This is a genomic window from Rivibacter subsaxonicus, assembly GCF_004217215.1.
In the GTDB taxonomy this organism is placed as follows: Bacteria; Pseudomonadota; Gammaproteobacteria; order Burkholderiales; family Burkholderiaceae_C; genus Rivibacter; species Rivibacter subsaxonicus.
In genome coordinates this window covers 610,285-632,940 of record NZ_SHKP01000006.1, presented here as the reverse complement: position 1 = coordinate 632,940, position 22,656 = coordinate 610,285, and the positions used below count along the sequence as shown (strand labels likewise).

Sequence of the window (22,656 nt, the reverse complement as noted above, 5' to 3'; positions counted from 1 at the left end):
ATCAGCCCTAGCCGCTCACAGGCGACTACGCAGCGGCGGTCAGCGTCGGCCGCTGTCGCGCCACGCGCAGCCCGACCAGCGAGGCCGATCCGACGCCGAGCGCGAGCGACAGCGCGGCGCCGTAGAACACGCCGTTGGGCCAGCCGCTGTCGAGGATGGCGCCGAAGACCGGCGCGGCCACCGCAAAGCCCAGGTCCAGACCCGAGTAGACGGTGCCGTAGACGCGGCCGGTGGCACCCGGTGGCGCGGCGCGCTTGATCAGCATGTCGCGCGAGGGCCCGGCCAGGCCGGTGCCGAAACCGGCCAGCGCCACCACGGCGGCCGCCAGCAGGCCGGGCAGCAGGCCGGTGCCGGCCGCGAACAGCAGCACTGCCGCCGCACTCATCGCCAGCGCGATCAGCTTCTCGAGTCGCGCCACCCGCACCACGAGAAAGCCACCGACCACCATGCCGGCCGCGCCGCACAGCATGTAGGCGGTGACGACGAAGGCGGTGATCGACAGCGGCAGGCCGTGGAGCTGCTGCAGCGCCGGGCCGGCAAAGCTCTGGATCGCCGCCAGCGCCGCGGTCGAGAAGAAAAAGAACGAGAAGCACAGCCAGACCGAGGGCAGCTTCAGGAAGGCCATCGGATGCTCCTGCGCAGCACCGGCGCGCGCATGGTGGGCGTCGTGGGTCCACGCGCCCTGGCGATCGTCGATCGCGTCGCGATTGAGCAGCATCAGCAACAGCACCAGCGCCGCCACCAGTGCCGCGCCCAGGTAGGCCGCGCGCCAGTTGCCGAAGGCGGCGGCGAGCCCGGTCAGGAACACCGGCGCCACCGCCCAGCCGAGGTTGCCGCTGATCCCGTGCACCGAGAAGGCGTGACCAAGGCGCGGCGCCGAAACCCGCTTGTTGAGGATCGTGAAATCGACCGGATGGAAGGGCGCGTTGCCGAGGCCGGCCAGCATGGCCGCCAGCAGCAGGCCGTGATAGCCGCTGGCACCGGCCGCTGCGAGCGCGGCGGCGACGAAGCAGCCGAGCGCGACGAACAGCACCGGCCGAGCGCCGATCCGGTCGACCAGGAAGCCGGCCAGCGCCTGGCCGATGCCGGAGACGACGAAGAAGGCGCTGACCAGCAGCCCCATCTCGGAGTAGCTCAGGCCGAAGTCCCGCATCAGGAACGGGAACATGGGCGGCAGCAGCATGTGGAAGAAGTGCGAGGTGCCGTGGGCGAGGCCGATGAGGCCGATGGTTCGGACGTCCTTGCGGGCGACGGCCGAAGCCGCGGGAGACGCGGAGGGGCTCGAGGTGCTGCTGCTCATGCCCTCACTGTAGGCGTGGGCGCCGCGGCCGACTTACGATAGATCGTCAAACTCTGTCGAAATCATGCCAAAGCAGCACTCGCGCCCCGCCCCCCGTGGTCGGCTCACCTCGCCGCTGACGCCTCATCTGTTCGCGCCGACCCGGGCGCGTCCGCTGCGCGCCAAGCAGCATGCGCTCGAAGCCGAAGCCCGAGTCGAGCCGCACAGCCATCCCTGGGCCCAGCTCGCCTTCTCGGCCACCGGCGTGATGCGGCTCACCGCGCAGCAGGGCACCTACCTCGTTCCGCCCTCGCGTGCGGTCTGGATTCCGCCCGGCGTCGAGCATGCGATCACGGTGGTCGAGGACTGCGAACTGCGCACGCTCTACCTGCACCAGCCACGCACGCGCTGCGGGCCGCGGGCCGCGATCGGCGACGAAGCGGTGGCGGCTGGCGTCGACTGGGAGCGCTGCCGAGTGCTCGAGGTCTCGCCGCTGCTGCGCGCACTGGTGCTGGCGCTGCCGACCGCGGCCGACGGCCAGCCGCAACCCGCCGCCAGCGAACGCCGGCGCGAGCAGTTGCTCGGCGAACTGGTCTGCGCCGAGCTCGAGGCGGCCGCGCCGGTGCCGCTCGGCGTGGCGTTGCCGCAGGACAAGCGACTGCGCGCGCTGTGCGAGGCGGTGATCGACGAGCCGACGCGCCACGCCACGCTGGCCGGCTGGGCGCGCGACAGCGGCGCCAGCGAGCGCACCGTCGCACGCCTGTTCCGCGACGAGCTCGGCACCAGTTTTCTGCAATGGCGCCAGCAGGTGCTGCTTGCCCGCGCGCTGCTGCTGGCGGCACGCAAGCGGCCGATGAGCGAAATCGCCGCCGAACTGGGCTACGCCAGCCCGAGCGCCTTCTCGGCCATGGTGCGGCGCTCGGTCGGCGCGCCGCCAAGCCGCTTCTTCGCGTCGATCTGATGTCACGCTGCCCTGCGAGAATTGCAAGATGAGTCAAGTTCTCTACGACTTCACGCGCCAGGACGCGAGCGGCGCAAGTTGCACCGCGCATGCTTGGGCCAAGGTGCCCGCGCTGCTGACGCCACCTGAGCGCGAGGCCGCCAAGGCGCGCGCCAGGGCGCTGCTCAAGCAGCACGATGCGGTGCTGGTGGCGCACTACTACGTCGACGGCGACCTGCAGGACCTGGCGCTGGAGACCGGCGGCTGCGTCAGCGATTCGCTCGAGATGGCGCGCTTCGGCCGCGAGCATCCGGCCAGGACGCTGGTCGTGGCCGGCGTTCGTTTCATGGGCGAGACGGCCAAGATCCTGAGCCCCGAGAAGCGGGTGCTGATGCCCGATCTCGACGCCACCTGCTCGCTCGACCTCGGCTGCCCCGCGGATGACTTCGCCGCCTTCTGCGATGCGCATCCGGATCGCAAGGTCGTGGTCTACGCCAACACCAGCGCCGCCGTGAAGGCACGCGCCGACTGGATGGTCACCAGTTCCTGCGCGCTGGCCATCGCGCGTCACCTGCACGAGCAGGGCCAGAAGATCCTGTGGGCGCCCGACCGCCATCTCGGCCGCTACATCCAGGAAGAAACCGGCGCCGACATGCTGCTGTGGAACGGCGAGTGCATCGTGCACGACGAGTTCAAGGGCCTCGAGCTCGAGCTGATGCGGCGCGAGCACCCCGAAGCGATGGTGTTGGTACACCCCGAGTCGCCCAGGCGCGTGGTCGAGCTGGCCGACGTGGTGGGCTCGACTTCGCAGCTGATCAAGGCCGTGGTCGAGGGTACGGCGTCGACCTACATCGTCGCCACCGACAACGGCATCCTGCACCGCATGCGCCAGCTCGCGCCCGGCAAGACACTGCTCGAGGCGCCGACCGCCGGCACCAGCGCCACCTGCAAGAGCTGCGCCCATTGCCCGTGGATGGCGATGAATGCGCTGCAGGGTGTCGCTTCCTGTCTCGAGACGGGCGACGGTGAGGTCTTCGTGCCCGAGCCGGTGCGCGGCCAGGCGCTGGGCTGCATCGAGCGCATGCTCGACTTCGTACGTGCCAACCCGGCCGCGCTGGCGACGCCGCAGCGCGGTTTCGTGCCGAACATCGGAAGTGCCTGAAAGGCTGTCGTGCGTCGCGAGTCTCCTCGAGTGATTGAGCTGGAGTTGTGGTCCGCGCCGGGTCAGGACCTGCCTGCAGGCTTTGGAAAGGTGGTCAGCGAGCTTGCTCGGCTTGCGCTCGGCCTGTCGCCGAACGTGGTGCTCGGGCTGTCGCGTGTTCCCGACGAAACCGACTCGGACAACCTCCAGGCGGCCATTCGCGAGGGCGAGTTGTCTGAGTACGAGTTCGAGCGATTCTGCGAAGCGAGGTCGCTCGAGGCCGACGTAAGGTGTAGCCACAGTGCGTGCCGCTTTCTGGCCTATGCCTTCGGCGAGCCACTTGCCTGGGTGCACATCCCGGACGGCGAGGAAGGTGCAGACGCCGCGCATCGCGTGCTTCATTGGGCACGTGGTGAAGGGCACTGCCTGATCGAGCCGCATCAACTTTTCTGCGTCCTTGACGCAGCACAGGTCGTCCGGCGCCTGCCGGTCGCGTCGTAAACACTAACCAGTGGCAAGCGCTCGATCGCCAGGTCGCTACCTTGTCCCAAGCTTGAGATGCTGAGCTTCGACCACAACGAAAGCCTCGACGAGGCCCGCGCCCGCAACATCCGCGACGCGCTCGCCGAGGACATCGGCGTCGCCGACTGGACCGGCCGCCTGGCACCGGCCGGCGAACGGGTGCGCGCGCGCGTGATCGTGCGCGAGACCGCCGTGCTGTGTGGGCGCGACTGGTTCGCGGGCTGCCTGCTGGCGCTCGATCCGCGGGCCACGATCCGCTGGCACCAGGACGAAGGCGCCGACATGCTGGCCGACAGCGAGGTCTGCCACATCGAGGCCGACGCCCGCGCGCTGCTCGCCGCCGAGCGGCCGGCGCTGAACTTCCTGCAGCTGCTCTCGGGCACCGCGACCATCACGCGCCAGTTCGCGCGCGCGGTCGACGGCGCCTCGCCGCGGCCGCGCGGCTGCGCGGTGCTCGACACGCGCAAGACCGTGCCCGGCCTGCGCCTGGCGCAGAAGCACGCGGTGCGCGTCGGCGGCGGCCAGAACCAGCGGCTGGCGCTCTACGACGGCATCCTGATCAAGGAGAACCACATCGCGGCGGCCGGCGGCGTGGCTGCCGCGCTGCGCACAGCGCAGGCGCTGGTGGCCAGCGAGGCGCCGGAGGTCGGCATCCAGGTCGAGGTCGAGAGCATCGAGCAACTGGTCGAGGCACTCGAGGCGGGCGCGACCAGCGTGCTGCTCGACAACTTCAGCTTCGGCCGCATGCGTGAGGCGGTCGCCGTGACCGCCGACCGCGCGCTGCTCGAGGTTTCGGGCGGCGTCGGGCTGGAACAGTTGCGCGCCATTGCCGCCACCGGCGTCGACCGGATCTCGGTCGGCAAGCTGACCAAGGACGTGCGCGCGGTCGACTTCTCGATGCGCGTCATCGAGGTCGTCTGACCGGCACCACAGCGATCCGGCGCGCGGACCGCGACGCCGCGAAGCACGTCACGGCTGACGCAGCCGCGGGGTGTCCGGCGGCGACCCGCAGTGACACACTCGGCCGCTCCGATGACCGCCCTGCCTCAAGCGCGATGAGCACGCCCGCCGCCGATTTCTCGTCGATCCACAACCACCAGGAGCGCCTGGTGCTGCAGGCGATCGCGCTGCGCTCGCGCGAGTTTCCCAGCCTCAACGCCGAGCAGTTGCCCGACGTGGCCTGCGTCGCGCTCAACCGGCTGCCGTCGCGCTATATCCGGCACGGCGTCCAGCACCTCTCGTCCTACGAGACGGAGGCCGAGCGCGAGGCCGCGCGCCAGGCCGCCGACGAGGCGGTGCGCTATGCGCTGGGCTTCATCCAGGCGCGCGAGGCGATGCGCGCCAAGAGCTGAACTCGGCTCAGGGCAGCCACGCGTCGCGCTTCTTGAGCTTGCGCGAGACGATGGTAGGAAAGCTCACCGGCAGCGTGCGCGGGAAATCGCGGCTGTAGTGCAGGCCGCGGCTCTCGTGGCGGCTCAACGCCGAGCGCACGATGAGTTCGGCGCAGTCGACCAGGTTGCGCAGTTCGAGCAGGTCGCGCGTGACGCGAAAGGCCGCGTAGTAGGCGTCGATCTCGTCCTTGAGCAGCTTGATGCGATGCAGCGCGCGCTCCAGCCGCTTGGTGGTGCGCACGATGCCGACGTAGTTCCACATCAGCAGGCGCAACTCGTCCCAGTTGTGGGCGATGACCACCGCCTCGTCGGCGTCCTCGACCTGGCTCTCGTCCCAGGCCGGCAGCGGCGGCATCGACTCCGGCACCTGCTCGAGGATGCGCGCGCTGCAGGTCTGGCCGAGCACCACGCATTCGAGCAGCGAGTTGCTGGCCAGCCGGTTGGCGCCGTGCAGGCCGGTGTAGGTGGTCTCGCCGACCGCGAACAGCCCCGGCAGGTCGCAGCGGCCGTCGAGATCGGTGACCACGCCGCCGCAGGTGTAGTGCGCGGCCGGCACCACCGGGATCGGCTGCCTCGCGATGTCGATGCCCAGCGCCAGGCAGCGCGCGTGGATGGTCGGGAAATGCTCCTTGAGAAAGCTCTCGCCAAGGTGCGTGGCGTCGAGCCACACATGGTCGAGGCCATGCTTCTTCATCTCGAAGTCGATCGCACGGGCAACGATGTCGCGCGGCGCCAGCTCGGCGCGCTCGTCGTGCTGCGGCATGAAACGGGTGCCGTCCAGGAGCTTCAGGTGGGCACCCTCGCCGCGCAGCGCCTCGGTGATGAGAAAGCTGCGCTCCTGCGGGTGGTAGAGGCAGGTCGGGTGGAACTGGATGAACTCCATGTTGCCGACCCGGCAGCCGGCGCGCCAGGCCATCGCGATGCCGTCGCCGGTGGCCGTGTCGGGGTTGCTGGTGTAGCGGTAGACCTTGCCGACGCCGCCGGTGGCCAGCACCACGGCCGCGGCCGGCAGCGTCTCGACGCGACCGTTGTCGATGTCGAGCGCATAGACGCCGTAGCAGCGCGAGCTGTCGTCGCGCCGTCGCGCGGCGTGGCCCTCGCCGCGCTGCAGGTGGCGCGTCGTGATCAGGTCGACCGCCATCCAGCGCTCGCGCAGGTCGATGTTGGGATGCGCGCGCGCCAGTTCCAGCAGCACCTGGTGGATCGCCAGGCCGGTGGCGTCGGCCGCATGCGCGATGCGGCGCACCGCATGGCCGCCCTCGCGCGTGAGGTGCAGGCCGAGCGGTCCGGCGGGATCGGGCGAGAACGGCACGCCGCGCTGCACCAGCCACTCGATGGCCTGCGCGCTGCGTTCGGCAATGAAGCGCGCGGTCTGCTCGTCGACGAGACCGGCGCCGGCATCCTGCGTGTCGCGCACATGGCTGTCGACGCTGTCGTCGTCGCCCAGCACGCCGACGATGCCGCCCTGGGCCCAGGCGGTCGCGGCCTCGCCCAGGTTGCGCTTGGCCAGCACGATCACCGGCCGCTGCGCCGCCAGTTCGAGTGCCGTCGTCAACCCGGCCAGCCCGGCACCGACGATGACGACCGGCCCCCCCGATCCTGACGACGACGTCAGCGAGTCGTGCGTGCGCGCAACAGAAGTGGCATTCATGCACGGATTCTAGAGAGGCACCGCAACAGCACTAAGCAGGCGCCCGGGAGCACCCGCATACACTTGTTTACACATCGCCCCTCCACGACAACCCGCGTGGCGCGCAAGCTCCCGCCGGTCCGCCTCTCTGCTCACGATGAACCCCTCGAACAACCGCCCGAGCACCGACGCACCGACCTGGGAAACGACCCGCATGCAGACGCAGGTCGCCACGCAGCTCGGCGCCGACGACGAGGGCAGCGAAGGTCGCGACATCGGGCGCGCGGTCGGCCCCGGCATCCGTGAGCTGTTCGTCTCGTGCGACCCGGCCGATGCGATGGTCCAGCAGTTCAACCATCTGCAGCCGAACTTCATCGCCGTGCATGACCTGGGGGCGCCCGGCATCGCCAAGCAGTTGCTCGGCAGCATCGCCACCGCCGGCCGCAGCCAGTTGCAGAAGCTCGTGATCCGGCGCGCCGGCATGGGCACCACGCTGGCCTCGATCGAGTACGTCGACTGCCCGGCGCAGAACGGCGAGACCGTGCGGCTCTACCTGACCGACGTCGAGGCCGACACCACCCAGCGCCAGGCGCTGGCGCGCACCCTGATCGGCCGCAGCCGGCTCGGCATGGTGCTGGTCGGCGCATTGCCCGGCCATGTGCTCGCCAGCAGCCTCGATCCCTGGCAGCAGGCGGTCCTGAGTGGCGGCTGGAACTGCCGGCGCATGGTGTTCCTGCCGCTGGTGGCCGGCCCGGCGCTGGCCACGCAGGTCAACCTCTTCCGCGGCAAGACGGCGATCGACACGCTGGTGACGGCGCCGGTCTCGAAGCCGGCCGAGGTCTGGTCGCAGCTGTGCAGCGTCTGGAACGACCTTGAAAAGCGCAGCCATCCCGGCAAGACCAACGATCAACTGGCCCTGCTTGGCGCGGCGCGACCGGCACCGACCGGCGCCGCCGTGCCGCAGCGCCGCGCAAGCGACCTCGCACCGCCCACGCCGATGCCGGTCGCCGGCGCCAGCGGCCCGGCCGACAACACCCCGCTGGCCGCCTACCTGCACGCGGTCGGCCAGTTGCCCGGCGTGGTGAGCGCCTGCGCCTTCGATCTCGGCAGCGGCCGCCCGCTAGGACACGCGGGTGCCAGGCCGGGCCCGGAAGACCTGGCCCGTCACGGCCATGCGCTGATCACCGCGATGGCCGGTGCCGCGCGCGGTCTGGGTCTCGGCGGCGCGCTACCCGACACCATCATCACGCTCGGCTCGCACCACCTGCTGCTGCGCCCGGTACCCGACGCACCCGGCGTCGTGCTGCACGCGGTGATCGACAAGCCGCACGCGCGGCTCGATGCGCTGCTGCTGGCGCTGAAGCGACTGGAAGGGCGCTGAACGACGCATGAAAAAGGACCCCGCGAGGGGTCCTTCTTCATTCTGGTCAGTGCACCACTCTCTCGAACTTGAACTCCCCCGGCGACCGGATCGGATCCACGTCGACCGGGATCACGTCCTTCGGTGCGAAGCGACCTTCTAGCAGCAGCTTCGACAACGGGTTCTCGATCCGCTGCTGGATCGCGCGCTTCAGTGGCCGCGCACCGTAGACCGGGTCGAAGCCGACCTTGGCCAGTTCGGCCAGCGCCGCCGGCGTGACCTGCAGCGACAGGTCGAGCTTGGCCAGCCGCTGCTCGAGCACCTTCAGCTGAATACCGGCGATGCGTTCGATGTGCGTCGCGTCGAGGGCGTGGAAGACCACCGTCTCGTCGATGCGGTTGAGGAACTCGGGGCGGAAATGCTGCTTGACCTCGGCCATCACCGCCTCGCGGATCAGCTCGTCGTCCTGGCCCGCCATCTGCATGATCATGTGCGATCCGAGGTTGCTGGTCATCACGATGACGGCGTTCTTGAAGTCGACCGTGCGGCCCTGGCCATCGGTCAGGCGGCCGTCGTCGAGCACCTGCAGCAGCACGTTGAAGACATCGGGGTGCGCCTTCTCGACCTCGTCGAGCAGCAGCACGCAGTAGGGCTTGCGGCGCACCGCCTCGGTCAGCGCCCCGCCCTCCTCGTAGCCCACGTAGCCGGGCGGCGCGCCGATCAGGCGGCTCACCGAATGCTTCTCCATGAACTCGCTCATGTCGACCCGGATCATGTGGTCCTCGCTGTCGAACAGGAAGCCGGCGAGCGCCTTGCACAGCTCGGTCTTGCCGACGCCGGTGGGACCGAGAAACAGGAAACTGCCGGTCGGCCGGTTCGGGTCGGACAGCCCAGAGCGTGAACGGCGGATCGCGTTAGCCACGGCGGCAATCGCCTCGTCCTGGCCGACCACGCGCTCGTGCAGCTTGCTCTCCATCTGCAGCAGCTTGTCGCGCTCGCCCTGCATCAGCTTCGAGACCGGAATGCCGGTCGCGCGCGAGACCACCTCGGCGATCTCCTCAGCGCCGACCATCGTTCGCAGCAACTGCGGGCCCTTGCCCTCCTTCGCACCCTTGGCCTTGCCGGCCTCCTTGGCCTGCGCCTCCTTGAGCGTCTTCTCGAGTTCGGGCAACTTGCCGTACTGCAACTCGGCCACCTTGTTGAAGTCGCCCTGGCGCTTGAACTCCTCGATCTGCTGGCGGATGCGCTCGATCTCTTCCTTCACGTGGGCCGAGCCCTGGGCAGCGGCCTTTTCGGACTGCCAGATCTCCTCGAGGTCGGCGTACTCGCGCTCGAGCTTGGCGATCTCTTCCTCGATCAGGCCCATGCGGCGCTGCGAGGCTTCGTCCTTCTCGCGCCGCACCGCCTCGCGCTCGATCTTGAGCTGGATCAGCCGGCGGTCGAGCCGGTCCATGACCTCGGGCTTGGAGTCGAGCTCGATCTTGATCTTGGCCGCCGCCTCGTCGATCAGGTCGATCGCCTTGTCGGGCAGGAAGCGGTCGGTGATGTAGCGATGGCTCAGCTCGGCCGCGGCGACGATCGCCGGGTCGGTGATCTCGACGCCGTGGTGCACCTCGTACTTCTCCTGCAGCCCACGCAGGATGGCGACGGTGGCCTCGACGCTCGGTTCGTCGACCATCACGCGCTGGAAGCGGCGTTCGAGCGCGGCGTCCTTCTCCACGTACTTGCGGTACTCGTCGAGCGTGGTCGCGCCGATGCAATGCAACTCGCCGCGCGCCAGCGCCGGCTTGAGCATGTTGCCGGCATCGATCGCGCCCTCGGCCTTGCCGGCGCCGACCATGGTGTGCAACTCGTCGATGAACAGGATGATGCGGCCCTCGTCCTGTGCCACTTCCTTGAGCACCGACTTCAGCCGCTCCTCGAACTCGCCACGGAACTTGGCACCGGCCAGCAGGCCCGCCATGTCGAGCGAGAGCACGCGCTTGTTCTTCAGCGAATCGGGCACCTCGCCGTTGACGATTCGTTGCGCCAGGCCCTCGACGATCGCGGTCTTGCCGACGCCCGGCTCGCCGATCAGCACCGGGTTGTTCTTGGTGCGTCGCTGCAACACCTGGATCGCGCGCCGGATCTCGTCGTCGCGGCCGATCACCGGATCGAGCTTGGCCGCGCGGGCGCGCTCGGTGAGGTCTAGCGTGTACTTCTTGAGCGCCTCGCGCTGGCCTTCGGACTCGGCCGAGTCGACCGTCTGGCCGCCGCGCAGCGCCTCGATCGCCGCCTCCAGCGCCTTGCGCGTGAGGCCGTGGCCGCGGACGATGCCGCCGAGGTCGGTCTTGGCGTCGGCCAGGGCGAGCAGGAACATCTCGCTGGCGATGAACTGGTCGCCGCGCTTGGCGGCCTCCTTTTCGGCCGCCTGCAGCAGCGTCACCAGGTCGCGCCCCGGCTGCACCGGGCCGCCGCCCTGCACCTGCGGCAGGCCGGCGAGTGCGGTGTCCATCGCGGTCTTCAGCGCCGGGCTCCTGGCGCCGGCGCGATCGAGCAAGGCCTTGGGGCCGTCGGGCTGGACCAGCATCGCCGCCAGCAGGTGCGCCGGCTCGATGTAGGGGTTGTCGCGCGTGACGGCCAGGCTCTGGGCATCGGCCAGCGCTTCTTGAAACTTGGTCGTGAACTTGTCGGGTCGCATGGGAGCCCTCGAATCTTTGAGTTGATTCGAAGCTAAGGGCGGGCGCGGCGCTTTTCAAGCACCCTGCGCTTGACGCAGCTCAAGCTGTCCGCTGCAGACCCATCAGCGCGTGCGCGAGCCACCAGCCGAGTGCGGCGCAGGCCACCGCGCCGCCCAGGTGAGCCGCGGCGTGCAGCAGCGCGAGGCCGCCCTGCCCGTGCTGCAGCAGGCTGAACGATTCGATCGAGAAGGCCGAGAAGGTCGTCAGGCCGCCGAGAAAGCCGGTCACCAGCAGCAGGCGCAGCATCTCGCTGGGCTGGTGCACGAGCCATGCACTGACGATGCCGACCAGCAGTCCGCCGACGCCGTTGACGACCAGGGTGCCGAGCGGAAAGCCATGCCACATCGGGTTGAGCCAGAGCCCCACGGTCCAGCGCAGCAGGCCGCCGACCGCCGCCCCGGTACCGACCGCCGCGGCCTGCAGGAGCAGGCCGCTCACCGGAGCACCCTGGCGCCTGGCGCCGTCCAACCAAGCGGGAGCGAGCCGACTTCCGGGCGGCCGGGCCGTCGGCTCATGCGTTGGACGCCTCGATGCCCCAGCGCTCGAGCGCGGCGTCGTCCGCGACCCGGGCATCGACCCAGCGCGCACCGGCCGGCGTGTGCTCCTTCTTCCAGAACGGGGCCTGGGTCTTGAGATAGTCCATCAGGAACTCGCAGGCGGCGAAGGCTTCGCGGCGGTGCGCCGAGGCCACGACCACCAGCACGATCTGCGCACCCGGTGCCAGCGAGCCGACACGGTGCACCACGCGTGCGCCGAGGATGTCGAAGCGGGCATGGGCGGCGTCGATCATGGCCTCGATCGCGCGCTCGGTCATGCCGGGGTAGTGCTCGAGTTCGAGCATGGAAACGCCCTGCCCCTCGTCGGGCCGCGGCGAACGCTCGCGCACGGTGCCGATGAAGCTTGCCACCGCACCGGTGGCCAGGCCCGCGGAGCCCTGGGCGCGCAGCCGTGCCACCTCGGTCGAGAGATCGAAGTCTTCGGACTGGATCGAAACGCGGTCGAAGGGCATCGAGCCAAATTCTCGCACCGGCCCGGGCCCTGCTTCAGCGCCCGTCGGCCGAATCGGCGCGCTCGCGCACCGCGACGCACTGGCGGTGATCGACGAACTTGGCGCGCTTGCACTGAACCTCCATGCAGCGCTGGAAGGCCGCGCTGGTGCGGACGGTGCAATTCGCCGCCGGCGATTCGCGCCGTGGTCCGGGCTTGCGCACGGGAGCTGCTGCCGCCGGCGCGGCATCGGCGGCAGCCACGGCAGCGCCACCGGCCTCGGCGGACGGCAAGGCACCCGCGGCTCCCGGCGGCGGGCCGGACGAGGACTCCATCGAAGCCGCGGGCACGGGCGTCGCCGGCGCAGCCAGCTTCGACGCCGGCACCGGTGCGGTCGCGACGACACCCTGCGCGGCGCGCCCGTAGTAGCTGGCCAGGGCCGCCTCGCGCTGTTCCAGCCTGCGAAGCTCGTGCACCAGGCTCGTGCCCGCGATGCCAAGCACCAGACCCAGCAGCCCCCACAGCCAACGTGACCGCAGCCACTGTCCGCGCGGCAACGCGGCGTCGGCCGACCAGAGCGGCCGAACGCCGCGCATCTGCGGCCCGGGGATCGCGGTGGCTACCGGCGCATGGGCGACGACATCGTCGAGCATGGCGTTGATCGCGGCGGCGCCGCCGGCCTCAGCGCTGGATGGTGTGTTGCTCATCGCCCCTCCACATCCGTCGATTCAGGCGCAACGTCGGGATGGCTATGGTCCCGATGTTGCGCTCAGCCGCCCGTCACCGGCGGAAAGAACGCGACCTCGGCGCCATCGGCGATCGGCGTAGCCTCGTCGACGACCATCTGCTGGTCGATCGCAGCACGCAGCGCACGCCCGTGCGCCAACACCTCGGCATGGCGTCCACCACGCGCAATCAGCAATTCGCGCAACACGCCGAGCGTGAGCACGCCGGACTCGGCCTCGAAGCTCTCGCCCGGGCCTAGCGCCTCGCGGATCGAAGCGAAGTAGCGCAGGTCGATCTTCATGGTGACAGCAGCTCCGCAAAGGCAATGAAACGCACCGTCTGGCCGCGGGCGATGGTCTGGCCCGGCGGATTGTCGACCAGGCCCTCGGCCCAGACCGCCGAACTCAGCACGCCCGAACTCTGGTTGGGAAACAACTCGAGACGACCATCGGCGCCGCGACGGGCACGGAGAAACTCCCGGCGCCGGTCGGGCCGCGGCCAGTCGAAGCCGGCCACCGCATCGACGGCGCGCGGCTCGGCGTGCGCCACGCCCTGCAGCGCCAGCAGCACGGGCCGCACGCAAAGCAGGAAGGTCACGAAGCTCGAGACCGGGTTGCCGGGCAGCCCGATGAAGAGTGCCTCGCCACCGCCCGCGTCACGCCGCACGGTGCCATGCGCCGGCTCCGGCCGGCGCACCGCTCCGAACGCAAGTGGCTTGCCGGGCTTGATCGCGATCTGCCAGAGATCGAGCCGGCCCTCGGCCTGCACCGCGGGCTTGAGATGATCTTCCTCGCCGACCGACACCCCGCCGCAGGTCAGGATCAGGTCGCTGGAGGTCGCGGCACGCCTCAGCGCCTCGCGCGTCGGATCGAGCCGGTCGGGCACGATGCCCAGGTCGATCACCTCGCAGCCCTGCGCCTGCAGCAGCGCGCGCAGGGTGAAGCGGTTGCTGTTGTAGATCGCGCCGGGCGGCAGCGGCTCGCCAGGCATCACCAGTTCGTCGCCGGTGGAGAACAGCGCGACCCGTGGGCGCCTCAGCACCGCCAGCGTCGCGGCGCCGACCGAGGCGGCCAGGCCGAGCGCCTGCGGCGTGAGGCGCGTGCCGCGCGGCAGCACGACGCTGCCTTCGCGCACGTCTTCGCCGCGCCGGCGGATCCACGCACCCGGCTCGGGCACGGCGTCGATGCGCACGCGGCCCTCGGGCAGCGCCTCGCACTGCTCCTGCATCACGATCGCGTCGGCCCCTGAGGGCACCGGCGCACCGGTGAAGATGCGTGCCGCGCTGCCGGCCTCGAGCACGCCGCCGACCTGTCCGGCGGCGATGCGCTGCGTCACCGGCATTTCGATGCCGACGGCCGCCACGTCGGCCACGCGCAGCGCGTAGCCGTCCATCGAGCTGTTGTCGTGCGGCGGCACGTCGAGCAGCGAGCGCACGTCCTCGGCCAGCACGCGGCCGAGCGCGTCGAATGTGGAGAGGCGCTCGGTCTCAGCCAGCGCCGGGGTCGCGGCGAGCAACTGCTGCACCGCCTGATCCAGGCTGAGCATCGGCCGCGCCGGGGTCGTCGGGGTGGTGGTCATCGAAGAGCGGGCTGCGGTAGTCGAAGCGCCCGGGGTTGGCGAGCAGGAAGCGCACGATCGCGTCCGGGTCGTTGAGGTCGAGCACCGGCAGTGCGGTCGGGTGTGGCAAGGCCTGCGGGCTGTCGGTGGCGATGGCGACGACGAAGGGGTCGTCGCCGTACTGGGCCGGCTTGCCGTTGGTGGCACGCCAGACCTCGATCTTCAGCAGGTCGGCATGCTTGAAGCCCTCGACCAGGGCCCAGTCGCAGTCGTAGAGCTCGGCCAGCAACTGGTGCGCGGTGGGCTCGGCCTCGAGCTCGTACTCGCGGATCTTGGCCAGCCGCCTGCGCGAGGCGATCACGACCTCGAAGGCGCCGGCCGCGCGGTGGCGGTAGGAGTCCTTGCCGGGCTGGTCGATGTCGAAGGCATGGTGCGCATGCTTGATCACCGAGACGCGTTGCCCCGCCAGGCGCAGGTGCGCGATCAGCTGCTCGACCAGCGTGGTCTTGCCCGAACCCGAATAGCCACTGAATCCAACAACTCTCATTGGCCAGCATTGTGGGCGATGTAGTCCTTCACCGCATCGGCGGAAACCGGCATGACCTTGAAGCGCTTGGGCACCTGCTCGATGCCGACCAGCGCGACCGGTCGATCGGGCTCGCGGCCGAGCGCCTCGACGATGGTCGCCGCGAACTTGGCCGGCAGCGCGGTCTCGAGCACGATCATCGGCTCGGGCCTGCGCAGCAAGGCGGCGACCTTCAGGCCATCGGCGGTGTGGGGGTCGACCACGACGCCGCTGCTCTCGAAGGTGGCGCGGATCGTCGCCACCCGGTCGGCATGCGTGCTGCGGCCGGAGACGAAGCCGAAGCCGGCGATGCGATCACGGTCCTCGCCCGTCAAGGCAAATCCGCCCTCGCGCGCCACCGATTCGCCGAACAGCGCGCGCGTGCGCTGCGCGTCGCGGCCGAGCAGGTCGAACACGAAGCGCTCGAAGTTGCTGGCCTTGGAGATGTCCATCGACGGGCTCGAGGTCTCGTGCGTCTGCTCGCTGCCGCGCACGCGATAGGCGCCGGTGCGGAAGAACTCGTCGAGCACGTCGTTCTCGTTGGTCGCCACCACCAGCCGCGCTATCGGCAGGCCCATCATCCGCGCCACGTGGCCGGCGCAGACATTGCCGAAGTTGCCCGAGGGCACCGCGAAGCTGACGCGCTCGGCGTTCGAGGCCGTGGCCTGGAAGTAGCCCGCGAAGTAGTAGACGACCTGCGCCAGCAGCCGCGCCCAGTTGATCGAGTTGACCGTGCCGATCTGCCAGCGGCGCTTGAACTCGAGGTCGGCGCTGACCGCCTTGACGATGTCCTGGCAGTCGTCGAACACGCCCTCGACCGCGATGTTGTGGATATTGGTGTCCTGCAGGCTGAACATCTGGGCCTGCTGGAACGGGCTCATCCGGCCGTGCGGGCTCAGCATGAAAACTGTGATGCCGCGCTTGCCGCGCATCGCGTACTCGGCGGCGCTGCCGGTGTCGCCCGAGGTGGCGCCGAGGATATTCAGTTGTCGCCCGCGCCGCGCCAGTTCGTACTCGAACAGGTTGCCGAGCAACTGCATCGCCATGTCCTTGAAGGCCAGCGTCGGGCCGTTGGACAGGGCCTGCAGGTACAGGCCATCGTCGAGCTTCTTCAGCGGCGTGATCTCGGGCGTGCCGAAGACCTCGGCCGTGTAGGTGCGATCGACGATGCCGCGCAGATCGGCAGTCGGGATGTCGTCGATGTAGAGCGAGAGGATCTCGAAGGCCAGCTCGGCGTAGCTCAGGTCGCGCCAGCGCGCGAGCGTGGTGTCGTCTATCTGCGGGTAGGTCTCGGGCAGGTAAAGGCCGCCATCGGGGGCAAGGCCTTCGAGCAGGATGTCGCAGAAGCGCGGGCGCGCGGCGTCGCCGCGGGTGCTCAGGTACCGCATCAGGCGAGTTCTTCCTTGCGCAGCTTGACGATCGGCGCCAGCACGGTCGGCAGCGCCTGCATCAGCGCCAGCGCCGCGTCCATGTCGCCCTCGAGCGTGTCGTGGGTCAGGATGATCAGGTCGGTCTGGTTCTCGCCGTCGGCCCCACCCTCGTGATTCGGGCGCTGCAGCACCGCATCGATCGAGATACGACGGTCGGCCAGGATCCGCGTCAGGTTGGCCAGCACGCCGGCCTCGTCGGCCACGGTCAGCCGCAGGTAGAAGGCAGTGATGGTCTGCGCGATCGGCAGCACCTGGGTCGCGGCCAGCGCATCGGGCTGGAAGGCCAGGTGCGGCACGCGATGCTCGGGATCGGCGGTGATCAGGCGCGTCACGTCGACCAGGTCGGCGATCACCGCCGAGGCGGTCGGCTCGGCGCCGGCGCCGCGGCCATAGTGCAGCGTGGCGCCGACCGCGTCGCCCTTGACCAGCACCGCGTTCATCGCGCCCTCGACGTTGGCGATCAGACGGGTCGCGGGGATCAGCGTCGGGTGCACGCGCAGTTCGATGCCGCCGACGTCGTCGCGCCGCTTGGTGATGCCGAGCAGCTTGATGCGGTAGCCGAGCTGTTCGGCGTAGCGGATGTCGGCCGCCTGCAGCTTGGAGATGCCCTCGATGTGGGCGCGTTCGAACTGCACCGGCGTGCCGAAGGCGATGGCGCTCATGATCGTCGCCTTGTGAGCGGCGTCGACGCCCTCGATGTCGAAGGCCGGGTCGGCCTCGGCGTAGCCGAGTTCCTGCGCCTTCTTGAGCACCACATCGAAGTCCAGCCCCTTCGAGCGCATCTCGCTGAGGATGAAGTTGGTGGTGCCGTTGATGATGCCGGCGATCGACTCGATGCGATTGGCCGAGAGCCCCTCGCGCAGCGACTTGATGATCGGGATGCCGCCGGCCACCGCGGCCTCGAAGCCGATCGCGACGCCGCGCTCGCGCGCCGCCTCGAAGATCTCGGTGCCGTGCACGGCGAGCAGCGCCTTGTTGGCGGTGACCACCGGCTTGCCGGCGGCGATGGCCGCCAGCACCAGGCTGCGCGCACGCTCGGTGCCGCCGATCAGTTCGACCACGATGTCGATGTCGGGCCGACGCACCAGGGCCTCGAAATCGTCGCCGATCGGCACCGAGTCGCCGAGAGAATGCCGCGCCTTGGCGACGTCGCGCGCGGCGACCGCCGCGATCTCGATGCCGCGCCCGGCGCGGCGCCGGATCTCGGCCTGGTTGCGTTGCAGAACCTGCACCACGCCGCCGGCGACGGTGCCGGCCCCGAGGAGGCCCAACTGGATTGCTTTCATGTGCGCTGCTGGCGAGCCGGCCGCGGCCGGCGGATGAAGATCTTCAGACCGAGTGACGCTTGCGGTAGTGGTCGAGGAAGCGAGCGATACGCCCGATCGCCTCGCTCAGGTCGTCCGAGTTGGGCAGGAAGACGAGCCGGAAATGGTCGGGCTTGGCCCAGTTGAAGCCGGTGCCTTGGACGATCAGCACCTTCTCCTCGGCCAGCAATTCGTAGGCGAACTGCTGGTCGTCCTCGATCGGGTACATCTTCGGATCGAGCCGCGGGAACATGTAGAGCGCGGCCTTGGGCTTGACCACGCTGACACCCGGGATCTGCGTGAGCAGCTCGTAGGCGAGATCGCGCTGGCGGCCGAGGCGGCCGGTCGGCGCGACCAGGTCATCGATGCTCTGGTAGCCGCCGAGCGCGGTCTGGATCGCGAGTTGCCCCGGCGTGTTGGAGCACAGGCGCAGCGAGGCCAGCATGTTCAGGCCCTCGATGAAATCGCGCGCGCCGCGCTTGGCACCCGAGACCACCATCCAGCCGGCACGATAGCCGCAGGCGCGGTAGTTCTTGGACAGGCCGTTGAAGGTCAGGAACAGCACGTCGTCGGCGAGCGAGGCCATGCTGGTGTGGCGATGGCCGTCGTAGAGCGTCTTGTCGTAGATCTCGTCGACGAACAGCACCAGATCGTGCTTGCGCGCCAGTTCGATGATCTGCAGCAGCAGGCTGTCTGGATAGAGCGCGCCGGTCGGGTTGTTGGGGTTGATCACCACGATGCCGCGCGTGCGCGGCGTGATCTTGGCCGCCATGTCGGCGATGTCGGGCATCCAGTCGGAAGCCTCGTCGCAGACGTAGTGCACCGGCTTGCCGCCCGACAAGCCGACCACCGCGGTGTAGAGCGGGAAGTCGGGCGAGGGAATCAGCATCTCGTCGCCGTCGTTGAGCAGCGCGTTGATGCTCATCGTGATCAGCTCGGAGGCGCCATTGCCGAGATAGACGTCATCGACGGTGACGCCGGCAATGCCCTTCTGCTGCGTGTAGTGCACCACCGCCTTGCGCGGCGCGAACAGGCCCTTGCTGTCGGTGTAGCCCGAGGCATGCGGCAGGTTGCGGATCATGTCCTGCACGATCTCGTCAGGCGGTTCGAGCCCGAACGCGGCCACGTTGCCGATATTGAGCTTGATGATCTTCTGGCCCTCGTCCTCCATCTGGCGGGCCTTGTCGAGGACAGGCCCGCGGATGTCGTAGGCCACGTTGGCCAGCTTGCTGGATTTGACGATCGGCTTGCTCAAGACGGGGCTCCGCAACGACAGGCGCGCCGAGCAGGTTCGGCGCTGTAGATCGGCTCCGGGCTGCATGCCCTGCCGCGCGGCGTGGGAACACCCGAAAGCTAGAATTTAACCACAGGGGTTTGTGCTCATCCGGAGCACACCGTCGCGCCCCGGCATGCCTGCCCAGCCCATGAAATTCCAGCCCGAGCGTGTCGCGCCGCATCTCAACCTGATCAGCTTCTACGGCCCGGACGGCCTGCGCGTCGGCGAGCGCGAATGGCGTCGCAGCGTGCTGCTGCCATGGCAGGGCGAGGTGGTCGACTGGGCGCCGGCCAGCTTCGAGGCGTTGGAGGCCGCGCACTTCGAGCAGATTGCGGCACTGAAGCCCGAACTGGTGCTGTTTGGCAGCGGCAGCCGGATGCGCTTCGCGCGTCCGCAGTTGCTGCGCAGCCTGATCGAGCGCGGCATCGGCGTCGAGACCATGGACAGCCGCACCGCCTGCCGCACCTTCAACGTGCTGGTGACTGAAGGCCGGCCGGTGGTGGCGGCGCTCGTCATGGAGTCGGTCTGAACGGCCCGATGCCACGGCAGCCCGCAGACACGGCGCCGAAGAGACAAACCCCCGCAGGGGTGGAGGCCGACCCGCCGCATGCATTTATAATTCGGGGTTGACCTTCAACGTGTTCTTGACCGGTCATAACCTGCAGCATCCTTCATGACGCCCGCACTCAACAAATCCCTCCCCGAGTTCGAAGCGAAGGCCACCGGCGGTGTGACGTTCACGCCGCAGGCCTATTTGGGCCAGACCGTCGTGCTGTACTTCTATCCGAAGGACAACACCCCCGGCTGCACCACCGAGGCCATGCAGTTCCGCGACAAGCACAAGGAGTTTGTCAAGGCCGGAGCCGTCGTGTTTGGCGTCTCGCGCGACAACATGGCCTCGCACGACAAGTTCAAGCAGAACCTTGAGCTGCCCTTCGAACTGGTCGCCGACACCGAAGAGAAGCTCTGCCACATGTTCGGCGTGGTCAAGAACAAGATCATGTACGGCAAGAAGGTCAAGGGCATCGAACGCAGCACCTTCCTCATCGACCCCAAGGGCGTGCTGGTCGCCGAATGGCGCGGCATCAAGGTTGCGGGGCATGTCGACGAGGTGCTGCAGGCGGTCAAGGCCATCAAGAAGGGCGCTCCCATTCCGGCACCGCAGGCAGCCGCGGCCTGAAGGCAAGCGTTTTCGCGCCGGGGTTTTCACCGGCGTGATTTCCGCGCGACGGCCAGGGCGACGTCACGTTGGCCCGGCACGCAATGTGCATAATGGATTTCATGCCTGAGAGCAGTCTCTTCTCACCGCATCCGAGCAAGCCGCACAGGTGACTGTGCGGCTTTTTCTTTTTTGAGGTCGCCGAAGTCCATGCCACTGCCCAAGCCCCCCACCAAGAAAGCCGCCCTCCTCCACGCCAGCGATTTCGACGCCCAGGCCGCGCCCAGGGCCGGCAAACGCACCGCCCCGGTGCAATCGGCGCCACCGCTGGCCGCCGACACCGCCCCCGCGGCGCTGCTCGAACTCTTCGATCCCAACCCCGCCACGCCGACGGCGGCGAGCCGCGCCCCAGCGGCCAACACCACCTACGTCCGCCCCACGGCCGCACGCAGCCCCGAACCCAAGCCCCGCAAGCCGCGCACCAGCGGCCCGGCCAAGCTGTTCGTGCTCGATACCAACGTGCTGATGCACGACCCGATGTCGCTGTTCCGCTTCGAGGAACACGACATCTACCTGCCGATGATCACGCTCGAGGAACTCGACGGCCACAAGAAGGGCATGAGCGAGGTCTCGCGCAACGTGCGCCAGGTCAGCCGCGAGCTCGATGCGCTGGCCACCGACAGCAAGTTCGACCCGGCCGCCGGCATCCCGCTGGCCAAGACCGGCCGCCGCGAGGCCGGCGGCAAGCTGTTCTTCCAGACCCAGTTCCTCGACGCCAAGCTTCCGGCCGGGCTACCGCAGGGCAAGGCCGACAACCAGATCCTCGGCGTGGTCCAGAGCCTGCGCGAGCAGCAGCCGCAGCGGGAGGTGGTGCTGGTGTCCAAGGACATCAACATGCGCGTCAAGGCGCGCGCGCTCGGCCTGGCGGCCGAGGACTACTTCAACGACAAGACGCTCGAGGACGGCGACCTGCTCTACACCGGCGTGCTGCCGCTGCCGGCCGACTTCTGGGACCGCCATGGCAAGACCATGGAGAGCTGGCAGCAGGGCAATCACACCTTCTACCGGGTCGCCGGGCCGCTGGTGCCGGCGCTGATGATCAACCAATTCGTCTACCTCGAGACCCCTGGCGCGGCACCCCTCTACGCCAAGGTCACCGAGATCACCGGCAAGAGCGCGGTTCTCAAGACCCTGAAGGACTACTCGCACGCCAAGAACGCGGTCTGGGGCGTGACCACGCGCAACCGTGAGCAGAACTTCGCGCTGAATCTGCTGATGGACCCGGACTGCGACTTCATCACGCTGACCGGCACCGCCGGCACCGGCAAGACGCTGATGACGCTGGCAGCTGGCCTGAGCCAGGTGCTCGACGAGCGCCGCTACACCGAGATCATCGTCACCCGCGTGACGGTGCCGGTGGGCGAGGACATCGGCTTCCTGCCCGGTACCGAGGAAGAAAAGATGGGGCCCTGGATGGGTGCGCTCGACGACAACCTCGAGGTGCTGGCGCGCAACGACAACGGTGCCGGCGAATGGGGCCGCGCCGCGACCAACGACCTGGTGCGCAGCAAGATCAAGATCAAGAGCCTGAACTTCATGCGCGGGCGTACCTTCCTCAACAAGTACGTGATCATCGACGAGGCGCAGAACCTGACGCCCAAGCAGATGAAGACGTTGATCACGCGCGCCGGCCCCGGCACCAAGATCGTCTGCCTGGGCAACTTGGCGCAGATCGACACGCCCTACCTTACCGAGGGCAGTTCGGGCCTGACGTATGCGGTCGACCGCTTCAAGGGCTGGCCGCACAGTGGGCATGTCACGCTGGCCCGCGGCGAGCGCTCCCGGCTCGCGGACTACGCGTCAGACGTGCTGTAGAGGCGTGCTCTGCCGCTCGGAGCAAGGGGCCGTTGGCCCCTTGTTCTGGCTCTCATTGAGCCAGCGCGGATCACGACCAAGTCGTAGAACCGATCACTAGCCGTGCGCCGCGCTACGGCGTGAGCCACATGATCCGGGGGGACATGCGCCGACTCGCACGATCGACAATCACGTAACAACTAGTGACGGTAGGGTTGCATTCGCGCACTGCCAACTTGGCGCCTCTGAGGATCGATGCCATGAAACTCAAAACTGCTGTGGCCGGTATTGCGGTAGCTCTTGGGGCTTCATCTGCGATGGCGGCGCCAAGTTGCAACAGCACGACCGATTGGGTGACGCTCGGCCCGCCGGGCCTCGAGCTTTTCGGCAAGTCTTTCACCGCGGCGACCAACGGCACGCATCACGACTGCTATACCTTCTCGCTGAGTTCAGCGGCCACGTCCTTCGGTGGCGTGCTCGAGATCAACACGCTTTTCAACAAGCTCGACATCGACGTCACCAAGGTTTCGCTATTTCGGGACAGCGCGCTCGTCGGCGAAGACTCCGATCCACTGACCTTTAGTTTTGCCAGCCTCCTCAGCGGCGGGGCCTACACGCTCATGATCGACAGCATCGTGAGCAGGGACCCTGGATTGTGGAGCGTCCCTGTCGGATATGCCGGGATGATCGCAACAACGATCGCCGCGCCTGTGCCGGAACCTGCGCTGCTCGGACTTGTGCTCGCCGGCTTGGTCGGTGTCGGCGCGGCAGCAGCCCGACGAGGCAAAGCCTGACGTCCTGGCCGGTCAACGTCA

General features: G+C 68.9%; 22 protein-coding genes. 10 read left to right on the top strand and 12 right to left on the bottom strand.

Annotated features, from left to right (window positions below):
• Positions 1 to 25: 25 nt before the first annotated feature.
• A complete protein-coding gene (locus EV670_RS12920) occupies positions 26 to 1,300 on the bottom strand; it encodes an MFS transporter (protein WP_130432680.1) in 1,275 nt (424 codons plus the stop codon).
• Between the two features lie 64 nt (positions 1,301 to 1,364).
• Here EV670_RS12920 and EV670_RS12915 point away from each other — a divergent pair, with 64 nt between their 5' ends.
• The 5 genes from EV670_RS12915 (at position 1,365) to EV670_RS12895 (ending at position 5,234) form a co-directional block, all read left to right on the top strand.
• Positions 1,365 to 2,240: an AraC family transcriptional regulator gene (locus EV670_RS12915; RefSeq protein ID WP_130432678.1), complete on the top strand. Its 876-nt coding sequence runs from the start codon at positions 1,365 to 1,367 to the stop codon at positions 2,238 to 2,240.
• 28 nt (positions 2,241 to 2,268) lie between these two features.
• Positions 2,269 to 3,381 carry a quinolinate synthase NadA gene (nadA, locus tag EV670_RS12910; protein WP_130432676.1) on the top strand — a complete coding sequence of 371 codons (1,113 nt, stop codon included), beginning with the start codon at positions 2,269 to 2,271 and terminating at the stop codon, positions 3,379 to 3,381.
• A gap of 30 nt (positions 3,382 to 3,411) precedes the next feature.
• Positions 3,412 to 3,861: a hypothetical protein gene (locus EV670_RS12905; protein WP_130432674.1), complete on the top strand. Its 450-nt coding sequence runs from the start codon at positions 3,412 to 3,414 to the stop codon at positions 3,859 to 3,861.
• 57 nt (positions 3,862 to 3,918) lie between these two features.
• Positions 3,919 to 4,803 carry a carboxylating nicotinate-nucleotide diphosphorylase gene (gene nadC / locus EV670_RS12900; RefSeq protein ID WP_130432672.1) on the top strand — a complete coding sequence of 295 codons (885 nt, stop codon included), beginning with the start codon at positions 3,919 to 3,921 and terminating at the stop codon, positions 4,801 to 4,803.
• A 134-nt stretch (positions 4,804 to 4,937) separates the two neighbouring features.
• Positions 4,938 to 5,234, top strand: a complete 297-nt coding sequence (locus EV670_RS12895) for a late competence development ComFB family protein (protein ID WP_130432670.1) — start codon at positions 4,938 to 4,940, stop codon at positions 5,232 to 5,234.
• A gap of 7 nt (positions 5,235 to 5,241) precedes the next feature.
• On the opposite strand, the gene nadB is transcribed toward EV670_RS12895, so the two are convergent.
• On the bottom strand, positions 5,242 to 6,924 hold the full coding sequence (gene nadB, locus EV670_RS12890; RefSeq protein ID WP_130432668.1) for an L-aspartate oxidase: 1,683 nt from the start codon (positions 6,922 to 6,924) through the stop codon (positions 5,242 to 5,244).
• A gap of 136 nt (positions 6,925 to 7,060) precedes the next feature.
• Between nadB and EV670_RS12885 the strand changes: the two genes are divergently transcribed.
• The gene (locus EV670_RS12885) at positions 7,061 to 8,284 is read left to right on the top strand and encodes a hypothetical protein (protein ID WP_130432666.1); all 1,224 of its coding nucleotides are present in this window, start codon (positions 7,061 to 7,063) and stop codon (positions 8,282 to 8,284) included.
• Positions 8,285 to 8,330: 46 nt separating this feature from the next.
• On the opposite strand, the gene clpB is transcribed toward EV670_RS12885, so the two are convergent.
• The 10 genes from clpB to EV670_RS12835 all read right to left on the bottom strand — a co-directional run bounded on the left by clpB (position 8,331) and on the right by EV670_RS12835 (position 18,807).
• Positions 8,331 to 10,943 carry an ATP-dependent chaperone ClpB gene (clpB, locus tag EV670_RS12880; RefSeq protein ID WP_130432664.1) on the bottom strand — a complete coding sequence of 871 codons (2,613 nt, stop codon included), beginning with the start codon at positions 10,941 to 10,943 and terminating at the stop codon, positions 8,331 to 8,333.
• A 79-nt stretch (positions 10,944 to 11,022) separates the two neighbouring features.
• Positions 11,023 to 11,421: a fluoride efflux transporter CrcB gene (crcB, locus tag EV670_RS12875; protein ID WP_242616942.1), complete on the bottom strand. Its 399-nt coding sequence runs from the start codon at positions 11,419 to 11,421 to the stop codon at positions 11,023 to 11,025.
• A 73-nt stretch (positions 11,422 to 11,494) separates the two neighbouring features.
• Positions 11,495 to 11,992 (bottom strand): molybdenum cofactor biosynthesis protein MoaE, encoded by a 498-nt coding sequence (locus tag EV670_RS12870; RefSeq protein ID WP_130432660.1) that lies wholly within the window; start codon positions 11,990 to 11,992, stop codon positions 11,495 to 11,497.
• A gap of 34 nt (positions 11,993 to 12,026) precedes the next feature.
• On the bottom strand, positions 12,027 to 12,677 hold the full coding sequence (locus tag EV670_RS12865) for a hypothetical protein (RefSeq protein WP_130432658.1): 651 nt from the start codon (positions 12,675 to 12,677) through the stop codon (positions 12,027 to 12,029).
• Between the two features lie 62 nt (positions 12,678 to 12,739).
• Positions 12,740 to 12,997, bottom strand: a complete 258-nt coding sequence (locus EV670_RS12860; protein WP_130432656.1) for a MoaD/ThiS family protein — start codon at positions 12,995 to 12,997, stop codon at positions 12,740 to 12,742.
• Positions 12,994 to 14,274 (bottom strand): molybdopterin molybdotransferase MoeA, encoded by a 1,281-nt coding sequence (locus EV670_RS12855; RefSeq protein ID WP_130432654.1) that lies wholly within the window; start codon positions 14,272 to 14,274, stop codon positions 12,994 to 12,996. The genes EV670_RS12860 and EV670_RS12855 overlap by 4 nt, the downstream gene beginning before the upstream one ends.
• Positions 14,183 to 14,800 carry a molybdopterin-guanine dinucleotide biosynthesis protein B gene (mobB, locus tag EV670_RS12850; RefSeq protein ID WP_130432652.1) on the bottom strand — a complete coding sequence of 206 codons (618 nt, stop codon included), beginning with the start codon at positions 14,798 to 14,800 and terminating at the stop codon, positions 14,183 to 14,185. The genes EV670_RS12855 and mobB overlap by 92 nt, the downstream gene beginning before the upstream one ends.
• Complete coding sequence (gene thrC, locus EV670_RS12845) at positions 14,797 to 16,206, bottom strand: threonine synthase (protein ID WP_130432650.1); 1,410 nt, start codon at positions 16,204 to 16,206, stop codon at positions 14,797 to 14,799. The genes mobB and thrC overlap by 4 nt, the downstream gene beginning before the upstream one ends.
• Positions 16,206 to 17,534: a homoserine dehydrogenase gene (locus EV670_RS12840; protein ID WP_130432648.1), complete on the bottom strand. Its 1,329-nt coding sequence runs from the start codon at positions 17,532 to 17,534 to the stop codon at positions 16,206 to 16,208. The genes thrC and EV670_RS12840 overlap by 1 nt, the downstream gene beginning before the upstream one ends.
• A 43-nt stretch (positions 17,535 to 17,577) precedes the next feature.
• Positions 17,578 to 18,807 carry a pyridoxal phosphate-dependent aminotransferase gene (locus EV670_RS12835; protein WP_278044420.1) on the bottom strand — a complete coding sequence of 410 codons (1,230 nt, stop codon included), beginning with the start codon at positions 18,805 to 18,807 and terminating at the stop codon, positions 17,578 to 17,580.
• Positions 18,808 to 18,976: 169 nt separating this feature from the next.
• Here EV670_RS12835 and EV670_RS12830 point away from each other — a divergent pair, with 169 nt between their 5' ends.
• From EV670_RS12830 to EV670_RS12815, 4 genes are all read left to right on the top strand, one after another.
• On the top strand, positions 18,977 to 19,357 hold the full coding sequence (locus tag EV670_RS12830; protein WP_130432644.1) for an Mth938-like domain-containing protein: 381 nt from the start codon (positions 18,977 to 18,979) through the stop codon (positions 19,355 to 19,357).
• 144 nt (positions 19,358 to 19,501) lie between these two features.
• Positions 19,502 to 20,008: a peroxiredoxin gene (locus tag EV670_RS12825; RefSeq protein WP_130432642.1), complete on the top strand. Its 507-nt coding sequence runs from the start codon at positions 19,502 to 19,504 to the stop codon at positions 20,006 to 20,008.
• A gap of 189 nt (positions 20,009 to 20,197) precedes the next feature.
• The gene (locus tag EV670_RS12820) at positions 20,198 to 21,862 is read left to right on the top strand and encodes a PhoH family protein (protein WP_130432640.1); all 1,665 of its coding nucleotides are present in this window, start codon (positions 20,198 to 20,200) and stop codon (positions 21,860 to 21,862) included.
• Between the two features lie 239 nt (positions 21,863 to 22,101).
• Positions 22,102 to 22,635, top strand: a complete 534-nt coding sequence (locus tag EV670_RS12815; protein ID WP_130432638.1) for an FxDxF family PEP-CTERM protein — start codon at positions 22,102 to 22,104, stop codon at positions 22,633 to 22,635.
• Positions 22,636 to 22,656 lie beyond the last annotated feature (21 nt).

Bases quoted from the DNA above. Each gene is read 5' to 3' on its own strand.
- clpB (WP_130432664.1), bottom strand. From the start codon at position 10,943: ATGCGACCCGACAAGTTCACGACCAAGTTTCAAGAAGCGCTGGCCGAT.
- EV670_RS12820 (WP_130432640.1), top strand. From the start codon at position 20,198: ATGCCACTGCCCAAGCCCCCCACCAAGAAAGCCGCCCTCCTCCACGCC.
- mobB (WP_130432652.1), bottom strand. From the start codon at position 14,800: ATGAGAGTTGTTGGATTCAGTGGCTATTCGGGTTCGGGCAAGACCACG.
- EV670_RS12840 (WP_130432648.1), bottom strand. From the start codon at position 17,534: ATGAAAGCAATCCAGTTGGGCCTCCTCGGGGCCGGCACCGTCGCCGGC.
- nadA (WP_130432676.1), top strand. From the start codon at position 2,269: ATGAGTCAAGTTCTCTACGACTTCACGCGCCAGGACGCGAGCGGCGCA.
- EV670_RS12920 (WP_130432680.1), bottom strand. From the start codon at position 1,300: ATGAGCAGCAGCACCTCGAGCCCCTCCGCGTCTCCCGCGGCTTCGGCC.
- EV670_RS12815 (WP_130432638.1), top strand. From the start codon at position 22,102: ATGAAACTCAAAACTGCTGTGGCCGGTATTGCGGTAGCTCTTGGGGCT.
- EV670_RS12915 (WP_130432678.1), top strand. From the start codon at position 1,365: ATGCCAAAGCAGCACTCGCGCCCCGCCCCCCGTGGTCGGCTCACCTCG.
- thrC (WP_130432650.1), bottom strand. From the start codon at position 16,206: ATGCGGTACCTGAGCACCCGCGGCGACGCCGCGCGCCCGCGCTTCTGC.
- EV670_RS12830 (WP_130432644.1), top strand. From the start codon at position 18,977: ATGAAATTCCAGCCCGAGCGTGTCGCGCCGCATCTCAACCTGATCAGC.
- EV670_RS12865 (WP_130432658.1), bottom strand. From the start codon at position 12,677: ATGAGCAACACACCATCCAGCGCTGAGGCCGGCGGCGCCGCCGCGATC.
- EV670_RS12825 (WP_130432642.1), top strand. From the start codon at position 19,502: ATGACGCCCGCACTCAACAAATCCCTCCCCGAGTTCGAAGCGAAGGCC.
- EV670_RS12885 (WP_130432666.1), top strand. From the start codon at position 7,061: ATGAACCCCTCGAACAACCGCCCGAGCACCGACGCACCGACCTGGGAA.
- EV670_RS12895 (WP_130432670.1), top strand. From the start codon at position 4,938: ATGAGCACGCCCGCCGCCGATTTCTCGTCGATCCACAACCACCAGGAG.
- EV670_RS12860 (WP_130432656.1), bottom strand. From the start codon at position 12,997: ATGAAGATCGACCTGCGCTACTTCGCTTCGATCCGCGAGGCGCTAGGC.
- nadB (WP_130432668.1), bottom strand. From the start codon at position 6,924: ATGAATGCCACTTCTGTTGCGCGCACGCACGACTCGCTGACGTCGTCG.
- EV670_RS12870 (WP_130432660.1), bottom strand. From the start codon at position 11,992: ATGCCCTTCGACCGCGTTTCGATCCAGTCCGAAGACTTCGATCTCTCG.
- nadC (WP_130432672.1), top strand. From the start codon at position 3,919: ATGCTGAGCTTCGACCACAACGAAAGCCTCGACGAGGCCCGCGCCCGC.
- EV670_RS12855 (WP_130432654.1), bottom strand. From the start codon at position 14,274: ATGACCACCACCCCGACGACCCCGGCGCGGCCGATGCTCAGCCTGGAT.